Raw genomic sequence first — 12,929 nt, forward strand, 5'->3', positions numbered from 1 at the left:
CCCTGAACCGCACAATGCAGTTAAGTGTTCAGATTGCTCGCGCAGCCAGTGTGAACGGGAGAGCCCCCGGGTCCCTACCATGGGGCCATGGCTCTGCGCGACGCCCATCACACCATGCCATTGGCGGCGGCCGTCGAACGCTACCTCGACGAGCAGGTTGGTCTGCTCGTCGCAGGCGCCGCCGCCGTCAGACGCCGGGAGGCCGACGCCATCCATGATCAGCGCGCGGCGGGGCGCCGACTGCGTTCGGTTCTGCGGACCCTGGGACCAGCCTTGCGCCCATCCCGCCGCACGGCGCTGATCACCGAGCTCGACTGGTTCAATTCACGCATGGGCTCAGCCCGCGACGCCGAAGTGGTGCGCGATCACCTGGCCCTGCTGTTGCACGGCCTCGACGATCCGGGAGCCGGCCGGCACCTGCTCGAACGCGCCACCGTCCACGCCGAGGCCGAGGCGCGCCAAGTCGACGCCCTCTACAACGACCCCCGCTACACCGCCCTGACCTCCCTCCCCACACCTTTGGCCCCTTCGCTGTGGCGGCACCCTCACCGGGCACCCGACGACCAGATCATGATCGAGCGCCTGACCCGGGTTGGGGCTCGAATGCTCACCGCGCGCGGCCGGGCCGAATCCGCGCATAGGGCCACCGACGTCGAGCTCCACCGCCTGCGCCGACGTGTCAAAGACGCCCGCTACGGAGCCGAGACCATCCGCGCGGCGGACGCTGAGGCGCCCGCCGTGGTCGCATCCCTGCGCAAGGCGGCCACTCTTCTCGGCGATCTCCAGGACATGGTCGTTGTTCGTCAGTGGCTTGACAGCCCCGGCAACGCTGGGCTCACGGCACCCCAGGCGCTGCTTGCGGCGATCGCAGAACGGCGCGACAGCGCCCTGGCCCGTATTGACACCGCGGTCAACTCCGCCCTTGAGGACTGGTGCTCCTGGAGCGGAATGGACCTGCAAGCCCCTCTCCCGCGGCAGTCCACCGGAGCCACTGAAAGAATGGCTCCGTGAATTACGCGCCGCTGCCCAATGAGCTCACCGACCCGCTGCCCTCCCGCATCGACCTGAGGCTGGTGGTCAGCGACATGGACGGCACCCTTATGGACGGCACAAGACGAGTCCCCGCCGGGTTCACTGACATGGCGGCGCGCATGCGCTCTAGGGGGATTCTCTTCGTCCCCGCCTCGGGCCGCCAGCTCGCCAACTTGCACCATGTGTTAGGCGACGCCATTGACGACGCCCCGGTGATCGCCGAGAACGGCGCCCTGGTCAAGCAGGGCGCTACTGAGATCCATTCCGACACGATGAGCGCAGCCGACGTCGCCACCGTCGTTACCACCGTCCGCTCACTAAGGGAACAGGGGTACGATGGCGGCGCGGTCATGGCCTGCAAGCAGAGCGCCTACATTGAGCGCGCCGACGCCCGCTTTATCACCATGTGCGACACGTACTACACCGCCCTGGCCGTCGTTGACGACCTCCTGGCCCTGAACCGCGCGGAGGTCCTCAAAGTGGCCGTCTACGACTTCGGCGACGCCGAGGAGGGCAGCGCCGCGGCCCTCGGCCCAGCGGCGCCCGGGCTCCAGACCGTGGTCTCGGGCAAGCACTGGACGGACATTATGCCCAAGGCCGTCTCCAAGGGCCGCGCCCTGGCGGCAATCCAGGCGCGCTTCGGCATCGCCCCGGCCCAGACCGCCGTATTCGGCGATTACCTCAACGACCTCGACCTCTACGACCACGCCGAGCTGTCCTTCGCCGTGGCCAACGCCCACCCCAGGATCACCGCCACCGCCCGCTACCGGGCGCCGGCGAACACCGAGGACGGCGTGCTGCGCACCATTGCCGAACTCCTGACCCGCCAGGGCTGACACCGCCACTAGCCACCGGGCACATGCGCCAAGTCCACGACGCCCCGGGCGAGCCGGCAGGAACTCATGCGCAAGATCCCATGCGCATCATTTGGCCGTCTTCAACCAGTAACCGCGCCGGCTGCCGCCCCCTCAACGCGAGGGCGCAGCGGACACCAGGGCCAGCCCCAGCGCCTCAATGGACTCAGCCCTGAAATCACGCATGGACGACGCCCACTGGCAGTTGTCCGCCGCGTGGTACATGCCCTTCTCCGTGCGCACTCGTGCACTCACGCCGGCAGCGCGCAGACGCCGAGCGTAGGCCAGACCCTCGTCGTAGAACAGGTCGAGGTCACCGACCCCAATCCACGCCGCCGCCAGCCCGGCCAAGTTGACTCGGTGCGCCGGGACCGCCCAATCGCGCCCATCGAACTGCCCCGGGGCGCACCCCAGGTAGGCCCGCCACGCCTCAGCATTGGCCCGCGCCGTCCACACGAAGTCCCCGCGCCCAGGTATTTCCGCTCCACCGGCACCAGTGGCGCTATCGAGCATGGGGGAGTTGAGCAACTGGAAAACCAGGCCAATGCCCGCATCATGGGCGCGCTGGGCCAGCGCCGCCGCAATCCCACCACCTGCCCCGGCACCGCCCACGGCAAGACGCGCAGGATCCACCCCGAGCTCCTCGGCCCGCTCCCGGACCCACGTCAGGACCGCGAATCCGTCATCCAGGGCCGCGGGGAACGGGTGCCCGGGGGCGAGCCGGTAGTCGACAGAAACCACCAAGATGCCGAGTTGGCGCGCAATACGCGAGCACAGCAGATGATCCTGGGCGGGGCTCCCGGAGACGAAACCACCTCCGTGGAACCAGAGCAGCGCCCCGGTGGGAGCCCCCTGGGGGCCGGCCGCCTCAGCGCGATAGCACCACACCGGAACCTTCAGGCCACCGCCGAGAGCCGTCCTCTCCCGTCCCAGTCCGCGGGGAAAGACCCGGGGGAGGGCGGCGGCCGAGAGCCTGTGGCGCTGCCTGTCAGCAGGACGCCCAGCAGAGCTGGTGCCGTGAGGCAGGACCAGCAGCGGCGCCCGCAACTCGGGGGCCACCTGGTGGAAAGCCGGTCCCAGATCACGACGCCGAGCCTCGACGACGACGGCAGCACCGACCGCGGCCAACCCGGCCAGCGCCAAGGCCCCCAATGAGCGGGGGCGGTGTGTTGGCGGCGGCATTGCAGCTCCTGAACGTGGCGGTAAGGACCGAGGACGGCGCTGTGCCCCAGTCGTCGCGAGAGTACCGCAGTCTCACCGGGCCCGGTGCCGCCCCCCACCCATGAGGGCGTCGAGTTGGCGGCGCTCCTTCTTCGTGGGCCGGCCGGCTCCCCGCGCCCGAATGATCGCGGCGGGAGCGTCCATGGGGGAGGGGCGCGGCGGTGAGAAGTCGGTGTAGGCGGTGCGGGCGACAGGGGCCCCGACCCGCTTGGTGAGGATGCGCTCCACGGTGAGAAAACGATCGAAGCCGTCGACGCGGTAGCGCACCTCATCGCCGACGCGCACATGCTGCGCGGGCTTGGCGGTCTCGCCATTGACACGCACATGACCGGCCTTGCAGGCGGCGGTGGCCGCCGAGCGGGACTTAATCTGCCGCACACTCCACAGCCACACATCCACGCGCACCGAACTGGGTCCACGAGGGGGACCGCCCACCTGCGAAGCCCGGCTCGGGTGCCGCCCGTTGTTCATGGCTTGATCCTAACGACGGCGGCGCCTGCGGCCCCGCCTCAGTGCCCGCCGTGCCCGGCCCATGAGCCCAATCCCGAACAAAATCGTCCCCACGCAGGCAAGCACGGCCCGGCCGGGGTGGTGCACCACGGCGCTCGCGGTACGGGCGGCCAGGTCGCCGCCGCGTTGGAGCAGGGGCGCGCTGCTATCACCGGCCATGCACTGGCTCAACGTGGCGTGCAGGGCACTGCGGTCGGCATCGGGCAGGCCCAGCCCGTAGGCTGCGGCCACGGAAACGAAGCGCTGGGCGTATTGGCAGTGCTCGGCCTCCTGGGGCGGCCACCAGCCGGTCCCCGCGGCGGTGTCCCAGGTGCCCGTCTCAGTGGAGCCGACCGGGCAGGTGGCTGGGCCGCAGGCTCCTTTGCTCTCATTGGCCTGTCCGTCGACGGCCAGTAAGTTGAGCGGGTCATTGGCGACCAATAGGCGAGTGCGGGCGTCCCAGGCCCAGGCCCCGTGGGCGTAAAGGTAGTTCAGTGGCACCACATGGTCGATCTGGACCGCCGCGGAGGTGTCCTGGCCGCGGGTGAAGGCGATGGTGGAGCCCGTGTAGGGATCGTGGAGCACCCCGGACCACACGGTGGCGTCCGGGCAGACGGCGGCCCCCTGGCCGACGCCCTCTTCCCGGCCCTGAAGGCCCTCGGCACGCGAGTAGTCCGTCTCCGTGAGGTCACGGGCCAGGATCTCGTTGCGGGTGTCGCAGCCGTCGCCGTCGACGTCCTCCCAAGCCCGGCCGAACCAGCCTGTGCGCGAGCCGCCCTCGCCCCAGGACACGGCTGCGGGGGAGTCCGGCGGGAGGTTCTCCAGGGCGCTGAGCGCCTCGGCCGGGCTGAGCACCAGTGTCCCGCGCTCATCCCAAGGCACCGGGGAGGCGGTTGCCGCGTCGAGGGCGGGCGGGGCCGCCTGGGCGCCGGCTCCGTTCGGGGCGGCCAGCACCCCCGCCAATGCCAGGGCAAGGACCGGTACCGCCGCCATTGACCGGGACATTCGCGCCTGCACGCCGGAGCGCCGGGTCGCCACCGAGAGGATGCTCATGGTCACGAGGCTACCCAGTGCCTCTGACAAGGACGCGGCATGCTCCGGGTCTCGGACTCCGGGTCTCCGGCCGGACCCTGGGAGGTGGGAGGTGGGATGACGCGCGCAGGCGCCGGCCCGGTGAGGATAGCGCTCCCCATGTGCATGTGCGATGCGGCAGGAGGCGCACGGAGGCGATTTCGTGACATCCTTTGGCTTGTCGGAGGTGGGCCGACCACGGCCGCCCCGACGGGGCGCCCATCCCGCGTCCCGGTCCGTCTGCGGCCCAGCGCCGCATAGGAGGTGCAGTCTGTGGCCGTCTACTTCGTTTTGGCCGTCGTCGGGCTCGCGCTCATGCTCGTGTCCTTCTTGGCCGATGACGTCCTCGACGGGGTCCTGGACATTGACTCCGGGGGCCTGTTCTCCACTACCGCTGCGGCGGCTGCTCTGACCCTTTTCGGTGCGGCCGGCATTATCTCCACCGGTATTGGCGCGGATGCGCGCTGGGCGATTCCGGTGGCGACAGTAACCGGTGTGGTCGGCTACGCCCTCACGGTGGCCCTGGTCCGCGTTATGCGGGCCTCTGAGTCCGAGCAGCCGGAGCTGACCGCCTCGGTGGTCGGCGCGCAGGCCCTGGTCGAGGCGGGCCCGTCCATCCTGGTGCTCTACAACGGCGCCTACCTGCGCCTCGCTGTTCGCACTGAGGATGGCACGCCCCTGTCCACGGGGCAGTCCGTGCGCGTGGTCTCCCTGGCCACGCCCACCAGCGCCGTCGTCACACCTGTCACATCATCCGCAAAGGAGTTCCTCTCGTGACACTCGTTATCGGTATTGTCATCGCGATCGCGGCGGTGGTCTGTGCTGGCTTTCTTGTCGCCTCGCGATACAAAGTTGCCTCGCCTGATGAGGCCCTCATTGTCACCGGCCGCAAAACCAGATCCCGCCTGGACGCCTACGGCCGGGAGATCGCTGATCTGACTAACCAGCGGGTCATTGTCGGCGGTGGCGTCTTCGTTATTCCCTTCGTGCAGAAGATGTACCGCCTCTCCCTGGCCAGTCGGAAGATCGTCATGGGCATCGAGGCCATTGACATTAACTCGATCCCCATCGACGTTAAGGCCGTGGCCGTGGTCAAGATCGGTGGCACTGAGACGGCGATCCGCTCGGCGGCCCAGCGCTTCCTCAACCAGCAGAACCAGATGGCGGACACGGTTCAGGAACTCATGGCCGGCTCCTTGCGCTCGGTCATTGGCTCGATGAGTGTCAAGGAGATCATTACCGACCGTGAGGCCCTGTCCACCAAGGTGCTCCAGGCCGCCCAGGAGTCCCTCACCGAGCAGGGACTCGCCCTCGACACCCTCCAGGTGCAGGACATCTCCGACCGCAACGGCTACCTGGACTCCATGAGTGCCCCGAAGGTCGCCGAGGTTCGCCGCGAGGCCAACATTGCCAATGCTGCTGCGCACCAGAAGTCGGAGGAGGCTCGCATTGAGGCCGAGCGCCAGGTGGTGCTCAAGAACAAGGAGCTCGCCCTCCAGCGGGCCGCGATTAAGGCTGAGACCGACCGGGCCGATGCCGAGGCCTCGGCGGCCGGCCCCATCCAGGCCGCGCAGATGGACCGCGAGATCGCCACGAGTCAGAACGACGCCGCCAAGCAGCGCGCCGAACTGCGCGCCACCGAGCTGGTGGCCGAGGTCGAGCGTCCAGCGGACGCCGCCCGTTACAAGACTGTGGTCGAGGCCGAGGCCGCCAAGGCGGAGGCGATCGCCCAGGCCGAGGCCCGTGCGCGCGCCGCCACCATTGAGGCCGGGGCCCGTGCCGAGGCGCAGAAGATTGAGGCCCAGGCTCGTGCTGAAGCCCGCCGCCAGGAGGCGGCCGCCGAGGCGGAGGCCGTGCGCCTGGCCGGTCAGGCCGAGGCGGACAAGACCTCCGCCATGGCACACGCTGAGGCCGAGCGGACCCTGGGCGTGGGTAAGGCCGAGGCGGAGGCCACCAGCGCCAAGGCCGAGGCCATGCGCGCCTACGGAGAGGCCGCTGTTCTGCAGATGGTGGTCGAGCAGCTGCCCAACATTGTGCGTGAAATGGCGGCACCGCTGTCGTCTATTGACCAAATGTCCGTGGTCTCCACCGATGGTGCCACCCCATTGGTGCGCAATGTGGCCTCGGGCATTGGTCAGACCACTGAGCTCGTCAAGGGCCTAACTGGGCTGGACTTGGCCGGGTTGTTCCACAACGCCTCGGAGGGGGCCACTGCCAGCACCTCCGGTTCCGGCCAGGCGTCTCCGGGCGCCTGAGGGCGGTGCGAAGCCAACTCTCGTAGTTCCAGGTTCAAGGGGAGGGCCGGTCACTCCATGAGTGACCGGCCCTCCCCGCAAGCCCCCTGCCGGGGCCGGCGGCCCGGGTTGAGGACTTCCCGGCCCAGGCCCGGGGCTCACCGCGATGCCGGGCAGCGCAGTGCCGGATGCGGGCGACGACCTTCTGGACTCGTGCCTCCTACGGTGGCCGCGCCGCAAACGCCTCCCGGCAATCACAGGGGCGGCGACGCCGCTCAGGCCGGGTTCCTCTGACCCTGCGGGCCCGTGGCACCACCGGCCTCACTACTGCCGTCTGGAAGCTCAAGCCGCGTCTGGAGGACGCGGAGCTCCTCCAGGGCGGTCAAGTGGGAGAAGCGGGCTTCCAGGGCTGCACCATCAGCATCCAAGGCTCGGCGCCGGGCGGCCTGGGCGCAGCTGCGCAGTTCGGCTGCGGCTCGCGCCACCACCTTGTGCTGAGGGTGAGTTGGGCCCTCGCCCTCACCCAGGTCCCCCCGGGCGGCCTCTACCTGTCCGAGCAGGACGCGCGGGGCGTAGACGCGCACCAAGGCCATGGCGTCGCAGCGCATCTGCTCATCGGTGCCGGGCGCCTCCCACATCAGGCCAACAGTGGTCAGGTCGTCAAGGACCTCCTGCCAGCGCAAGCCCTGAGCGGCGGGCAAAACGCCGCTTGAGCGGGCGACCTGCCCGCGCAGGGACGCCAAGGCGGCCTCATAGTCCGCCCAGGCGGTGCCCTCCAGTTCCGGTCTGCTGCGCCGCTCCCGGTGGAGCGCCACAGCGCCCGCCGCCAGGCCCAGGCCGCCGGCCCCCAGGGCCGTGTCGAGCACTGTGGCCACACCTGAGGCATCGAAGGAGCGCGCGGTGAGGAGGGCGAGTAGCCCGCCGCCCAGAGCGCCGCCAATGACCCACTGCCGCCATCGGCGGCCACTGGCCCGCGCCGCAGAGTCTCGCATGGCCGGCTTCCTACCTCAGGGCACGCCTGCCGCGGCGGCGGCGTCGAGGTACCAGACGGTCTGCGCACCGCGAGCGCAGGAGGCCGGGGCGGCGAGCATATTCGGGGCCGATAAGCCGGCGGCCACCGCCTGCACCTTGCCCTGCCCGCCGGCCACCACCATGACGGTGCGGGCCCGCTGAACCAGCCCCATGGTCAACGAGACGCGCTCGGGTGGCGGCTTGGGGGACTGGCGCACCGCGACCGCCGTCGCCCCCAGGGATACAGCGGCGCTGTGGCCGGGGAAGAGGGAGCATACGTGGGCGTCGGGACCCAGCCCCAGGTGGATGACGTCGAAGCGGCCCTGGGATGGACCGAAACGGGTCAGCTCCTCGGCCAGTTCCTCGGCGGCAGCCTCAAGGTTCTCGACGCGCTCGGGTCCGGCAACGCGGTGAATATTGTCCTCGAGCACGCCGGCTTCCACCAGGGCGTCAAGGGCCAGGTCGTTGCGCTCGGGGTGCCCGGCGGGCACGAAGCGCTCATCGCCGAACCACACGTGGATCGCCTCGCGGGCGGTGCGGTCCATACCCGCCTGCTCCAGTGCGGTCGGCAGCTCCTCTGCTAGGACTACGCCGGCCGAGCCGCCGGTCAGAGCCAGGTGTCCGGCCCCCCGGGCCTGCACGGCCTGGGCCAGCAGCTCGGCGGTGCGCGCCGCGGCTTGGGCGGCGGCCTGGGCGAGGGTACCGGCGACGACGACCTCGGCGGCGGGATGGGCGGCGGCCTGGGCCTCCAGCAGGGCCGCCGCCTTATCGGGGGCCGGTGCCGCGGCGGAGGTCGCCGAGCCGAGGTGGGCCAGGACCTCCACATAGACCAGGTCGGGTGTCAGGCGCCGCAGCTCCTCGTTCATGGTGGATATCGGCTCCCGCCGGGCCATGGTGACCACCTGCGGATCGCTGGCGCCCGGGCGGGTAATAGTCACCCTGTCCTGGTCCTTGCGGGCGATAACGAGCTCGCCGTCTCGTGTGGCCGCAGTGATGGAGGAGATGCCCTGGGCGCCGACGTCGTCGACGCGGCTGACGTCGATGCCCAGGCGCAGGCGCAGCCAGGCGACCATGAGGGACACCGAGGCGTTGCGCGGCTCCCCGGCCACAACAATCCCGGTGAGGTCGCCCTCGCGCGACAGCGGGCCAAGGGTGGCGGCGACCATGGCGCGCCACAGGGTGATGCGGGTCCAGGCCAGGTCAATGTCACCGCTGGCGTGGACCGGTGCTAGGGCGCGCAGGGCCGCCGCCGGGTCCGCCTGGGCCGGGGTGTTGGTGATGCGCGTGGTAGCCAGGCGGCCCAGGGGGTCCTCGGAGGGGACAGTCGGGCAGCGGCACGGCCACCAGGTGACCACGGGGACGTCGGGCAGGAGGAAGGGCACGACCAGGGTGTCGGTGTGCTCGGCGGCCTCCCCCCAGGGGCGCAGCACCAGGGTTTCCCCGGCGCCGGCGTCGTGGCCGACCCGGAGCTCGGCGTCAAGGTGCCCACTGGTGGTGGCCCTGGTGTGCCCGTCGGCGTGGTGGGCCTGGTCGGCTGGTGGGGCGACGACGGCGATAATGCGGCAGGGGTGGTCGCGGCTGGCCTCATGAGCGGCCGCCAGGGCCTCCTCCAGGCCCTCGGCGTCGGTGGAGATCACCAGGGTCAGTACCCTGGAGGCGCCGGCGGCGCCTTCGGCGGCGAGCAGTTCGGAGACAATGCGCTCGGTGGTGGTGGCGGTCAGTTCGGTGATCATGAGCGCCTCCAGGTGCGCTGGTCGCGGGCGAGCAGGGCGCGGGCACTGGGCGGCCCCCAGGATCCGGGCCGGTAGCCCTCGGGGGCGCCGGCACCGGCCCAGTGCTCAATGATCGGGTCGAGGATCCGCCAGGACAGATCCACCTCGCGCTGGTGAGGGAAGAGTGGGGCGTCGCCTAGGAGGGCGTCGAGGATGAGGCGCTCGTAAGCCTCGGGGGACTCCTCGTTGAAAGAGGCGCCGTAGCCGAAGTCCATGGACACGTCACGCAACTCCATCTGGGTGCCGGGAACCTTGGAGGCCAGGCGCAGGGTGATGCCCTCCTCGGGCTGGATGCGCAGCACAATGGTGTTGGCCCCGATCCCGGCGGTGGCGGCGGTCTCGAAAGGCAGGAAGGGCGGCCGCTTGAAGACCACGGCGACCTCGGTGACCCGGCGTGCCAGGCGTTTGCCGGTGCGCAAATAGAAGGGCACCCCCGCCCAGCGGCGGTTGGCGATCTCCAGGCGCACGGCGGCGTAGGTTTCGGTGCGCGAGTCGGCGGCCACCCCCTGCTCCTGGAGGTAGCCGCGCACCGGCACCCCGCCTTGAAAGCCGGCTTCGTAGCGGCCCCGGGCGGTGGAGGCGTCCAGGTCCAGGACGCCGGCGCGCTCCAGGCGCACGCAGTCGAGAACCTTCTCCTTCTCGGCGCGCACGGAGGCGGCACTCATGGAGGCCGGCTCCTCCATGGCGGTCAGCGCCAGGAGCTGAAGAAGGTGGTTTTGGATGACGTCGCGCGCCGAGCCAATGGTGTCGTAGTAGCCGGCCCGGGTACCAATGCCTATGGCCTCAGCCATAGTGATCTGGACGTGGTCGACGTAGCGCTGGTTCCACAGCGGCTCGAACATGGTGTTGGCGAAGCGCAGCGCCAAAATGTTCTGCACCGTCTCCTTGCCCAGGTAGTGGTCGACGCGGAAGACGTCATTGGGCCGAACGATCCGCGCCACCAGGGCATCGAGTTCTTGCGCCGAGGCACGGTCGTGCCCGAACGGCTTCTCAATCACCACGCGCCTCCAGGCCCCCGGGGCCTCCTGGACCAGGCCGGAGCGGGCGATTCTCTCGGTGACGGCGGGGAACCAGCCTGGAGGAATGGACAGGTAGAAGGCGCGGTTGCCGGCGGTGCCGCACTCGTGATCAAGCTTCTCGACCACCCGGGTCAGGCGGGCGTAGGCGCCGTCGTCCTCGAATGAGGCGAAGGGGACGAAACGCATCCCGGCGGCGAGCTGTTCCCAGATGGCCGGCCGCCAGGGGGTGCGGGCGCCGGCGCGCGCGGCCTTGGCCACGTAGTCGCGTAGGGCGTCGTCATCCCATTGGCGCCTGCCCACCCCTACAAGACTGAAAGCGGGGGAGAGCAGGCCGCGGTTGGCCAGGTCGTAGATAGCCGGCAGGAGTTTGTGCTGGGCCAGGTCGCCGGTGATTCCAAACATGACCAGCACGCAGGGGTCGGCAATGCGCGGCAGGCGCAGGTCGCGGGCGTCGAGCAGCGGGTTCGCTCCGGCACTGTCCAAAGAGGCGGAGGTGGGCACGTCAACCTTTCAGGATGCGATCCGGCGCCCCGGGCCCGGAGCGCCTGTACCCAAGCCTATGCGCCCAGAGCCTCATAGGGGCCCGAATGCGCCCACGCCATCTGCGCACTGCCGCCTGCCGCCCCAATGGGCGCGGTAGGCTCGTGGCAGGCGCACGGACGCGTACGGCGCGACCCAACGGGCAGGAAAGGCAGCTCATGAGCGACTTCGTCCCCACCCCCTCCTCAGCCGATATCGGTGTCGTTGGGCTGGGGGTGATGGGGGCGAACCTCGCCCGCAACCTGGCCCGCCACGGCCACGCCGTGGCCGTGTTCAACCGCACTCTGGCCCGCACCGAGCGCCTCATGGACCGCCATGCCTCTGAGGGCCGCTTCCTGCCCGCCGCACAGCTGACCGATTTCGTGGCCTCACTGCGCCGCCCGCGCGTGGCCATAGTGATGGTCAAGGCGGGGGACGCCACCCAGGCCGTGATCGATGAGCTCACCCCACTCATGGAGGCGGGGGATATTGTCGTCGACGCGGGCAACACTCTCTACACCGACACCCGCCGCCGTGAGGCCGCCCTGCGCAAAGCCGGCTTGCACTTCGTGGGCATGGGTGTCTCCGGGGGCGAGGAGGGGGCGCTGCTGGGGCCCGCGATTATGCCCGGCGGCACCGAAGAGTCCTACAAGCGCCTCGGCCCCATGCTGGAGTCCATCTCCGCCCACGTCGACTCCGTCCCCTGCTGCACCCATGTGGGGCCCGACGGCGCCGGCCACTTCGTCAAGATGGTGCACAACGGCATTGAGTACGCCGACATGCAGCTCATTGCCGAGGCCTACGACCTACTGCGCCATGTCGCCGGGATGGGCGTGGCCGAGATCGCCGAGGTCTTCGGCACCTGGAAGGACTCCGAGCTCAACTCCTACCTGATCGACATCACCGCCGACGTCCTCTCACACACCGACCCCGTCACGGGCCGGCCCTTTGTCGACGTTGTCGTCGATGAGGCCGCCCAAAAGGGGACCGGGGCGTGGACCACCCAGAATGCCCTGGAGTTGGGGGTGGCCGTCCCGGCCATTGCCGAGGCGACCTTCGCCCGAGCCGCCTCCTCCTCAGTGGCTCAGCGGCGGGCTGTGCGCCAGGCCGCCATCGACCCGGGCACCCGTCCCCCCGCCATGGAGGGGGCCCAGGAGAAAGAGGCCTTCGTTCTGGCTGTGCGCCGTGCCCTCTACGGCTCGAAGATCGCCGCCTACGCGCAGGGCTTCGACCAGATCGCCACCGCCTCGGCCACCTATGACTGGGGCATTGACCTGGGGGCCATGGCCCGGATCTGGCGCGGCGGCTGCATTATTCGCGCCCGTTTCTTGGACGACATCACCCGCGCCTACGGGGAGGACCCCGGCCTGGCCAGCCTCCTGACCGCCCCCGCCTTCGCCTCCGCCCTCCAGGAGGCTTTGCCCGCCTGGCGCCAGGTGGTGGCCACTTCCGCCCTGGTGGGAGTGGCCACCCCCGCTTTCGCCTCCTCACTGGCCTACATCGACCAGCTGCGCGCCCCCCGGCTGCCCGCCGCCCTCATCCAGGGCCAACGCGACTTCTTCGGCTCTCACACCTACCATCGGGTCGATGACGTCGCCGGCGTCTACCACACCCTGTGGGCCCAGCCGGGGCGCCCCGAGGAGAAGTGGGACTAGAGCCCTTAGCTTCACAACCGCCGCTGGTCGCCTTGGCCGCGGGCCCGGGCCG

Annotated in this window: 11 protein-coding genes and 1 pseudogene; 5 read left to right on the forward strand and 7 right to left on the reverse strand. The window is 70.2% G+C overall.

Annotation, left to right across the window (positions count from 1 at the left end):
• Positions 1-87: 87 nt before the first annotated feature.
• Positions 88-1,011 (forward strand): CHAD domain-containing protein, encoded by a 924-nt coding sequence (locus EUC46_RS00925; RefSeq protein ID WP_128772304.1) that lies wholly within the window; start codon positions 88-90, stop codon positions 1,009-1,011.
• Positions 1,008-1,868, forward strand: coding sequence for an HAD family hydrolase (locus EUC46_RS00930; RefSeq protein ID WP_277750458.1), 861 nt, complete (start codon positions 1,008-1,010; stop codon positions 1,866-1,868). Before EUC46_RS00925 ends, EUC46_RS00930 begins: the two co-directional genes overlap by 4 nt.
• A 132-nt stretch (positions 1,869-2,000) precedes the next feature.
• Here the strand turns inward: EUC46_RS00930 and EUC46_RS00935 are convergent, their stop codons facing one another.
• The 3 genes from EUC46_RS00935 to EUC46_RS00945 all read right to left on the reverse strand — a co-directional run bounded on the left by EUC46_RS00935 (position 2,001) and on the right by EUC46_RS00945 (position 4,649).
• The gene (locus EUC46_RS00935) at positions 2,001-3,068 is read right to left on the reverse strand and encodes an alpha/beta hydrolase (RefSeq protein ID WP_164918717.1); all 1,068 of its coding nucleotides are present in this window, start codon (positions 3,066-3,068) and stop codon (positions 2,001-2,003) included.
• A gap of 72 nt (positions 3,069-3,140) precedes the next feature.
• A complete protein-coding gene (locus tag EUC46_RS00940; protein ID WP_128772305.1) occupies positions 3,141-3,578 on the reverse strand; it encodes an RNA-binding S4 domain-containing protein in 438 nt (145 codons plus the stop codon).
• 9 nt (positions 3,579-3,587) lie between these two features.
• On the reverse strand, positions 3,588-4,649 hold the full coding sequence (locus EUC46_RS00945; protein WP_241655310.1) for an HNH endonuclease family protein: 1,062 nt from the start codon (positions 4,647-4,649) through the stop codon (positions 3,588-3,590).
• 291 nt (positions 4,650-4,940) lie between these two features.
• Here EUC46_RS00945 and EUC46_RS00950 point away from each other — a divergent pair, with 291 nt between their 5' ends.
• Positions 4,941-5,444 carry an NfeD family membrane protein gene (locus EUC46_RS00950; protein ID WP_128772306.1) on the forward strand — a complete coding sequence of 168 codons (504 nt, stop codon included), beginning with the start codon at positions 4,941-4,943 and terminating at the stop codon, positions 5,442-5,444.
• Positions 5,441-6,922: a flotillin family protein gene (locus EUC46_RS00955; protein WP_128772307.1), complete on the forward strand. Its 1,482-nt coding sequence runs from the start codon at positions 5,441-5,443 to the stop codon at positions 6,920-6,922. The genes EUC46_RS00950 and EUC46_RS00955 overlap by 4 nt, the downstream gene beginning before the upstream one ends.
• Positions 6,923-7,176: 254 nt before the next feature.
• Here the strand turns inward: EUC46_RS00955 and EUC46_RS00960 are convergent, their stop codons facing one another.
• The 4 genes and pseudogenes from EUC46_RS00960 to zwf all read right to left on the reverse strand — a co-directional run bounded on the left by EUC46_RS00960 (position 7,177) and on the right by zwf (position 11,204).
• Positions 7,177-7,893 (reverse strand): hypothetical protein, encoded by a 717-nt coding sequence (locus EUC46_RS00960; protein WP_128772308.1) that lies wholly within the window; start codon positions 7,891-7,893, stop codon positions 7,177-7,179.
• Between the two features lie 15 nt (positions 7,894-7,908).
• On the reverse strand, positions 7,909-8,736 hold the full coding sequence (gene pgl, locus EUC46_RS12840) for a 6-phosphogluconolactonase (protein ID WP_338324451.1): 828 nt from the start codon (positions 8,734-8,736) through the stop codon (positions 7,909-7,911).
• A pseudogene (locus tag EUC46_RS00965) lies at positions 8,716-9,645 on the reverse strand (glucose-6-phosphate dehydrogenase assembly protein OpcA); the annotation flags it as partial. The gene pgl and the pseudogene EUC46_RS00965, both read right to left, overlap by 21 nt.
• Positions 9,642-11,204, reverse strand: coding sequence for a glucose-6-phosphate dehydrogenase (zwf, locus tag EUC46_RS00970; RefSeq protein WP_128772309.1), 1,563 nt, complete (start codon positions 11,202-11,204; stop codon positions 9,642-9,644). The pseudogene EUC46_RS00965 and the gene zwf, both read right to left, overlap by 4 nt.
• A 197-nt stretch (positions 11,205-11,401) precedes the next feature.
• Between zwf and gndA the strand changes: the two genes are divergently transcribed.
• Positions 11,402-12,877, forward strand: coding sequence for an NADP-dependent phosphogluconate dehydrogenase (gene gndA, locus EUC46_RS00975; protein ID WP_128772310.1), 1,476 nt, complete (start codon positions 11,402-11,404; stop codon positions 12,875-12,877).
• Positions 12,878-12,929: the final 52 nt, after the last annotated feature.

Source organism: Actinomyces oricola (genome assembly GCF_004104015.1).
GTDB lineage: Bacteria > Actinomycetota > Actinomycetes > Actinomycetales > Actinomycetaceae > Actinomyces > Actinomyces oricola.

What these genes read in the sequence shown, in the direction of transcription:
- EUC46_RS00925 (WP_128772304.1), top strand. Translation starts at nt 88, where the DNA reads ATGGCTCTGCGCGACGCCCATCACACCATGCCATTGGCGGCGGCCGTC.
- EUC46_RS00935 (WP_164918717.1), bottom strand. Translation starts at nt 3,068, where the DNA reads ATGCCGCCGCCAACACACCGCCCCCGCTCATTGGGGGCCTTGGCGCTG.
- EUC46_RS00940 (WP_128772305.1), bottom strand. Translation starts at nt 3,578, where the DNA reads ATGAACAACGGGCGGCACCCGAGCCGGGCTTCGCAGGTGGGCGGTCCC.
- EUC46_RS00945 (WP_241655310.1), bottom strand. Translation starts at nt 4,649, where the DNA reads ATGAGCATCCTCTCGGTGGCGACCCGGCGCTCCGGCGTGCAGGCGCGA.
- EUC46_RS00960 (WP_128772308.1), bottom strand. Translation starts at nt 7,893, where the DNA reads ATGCGAGACTCTGCGGCGCGGGCCAGTGGCCGCCGATGGCGGCAGTGG.
- gndA (WP_128772310.1), top strand. Translation starts at nt 11,402, where the DNA reads ATGAGCGACTTCGTCCCCACCCCCTCCTCAGCCGATATCGGTGTCGTT.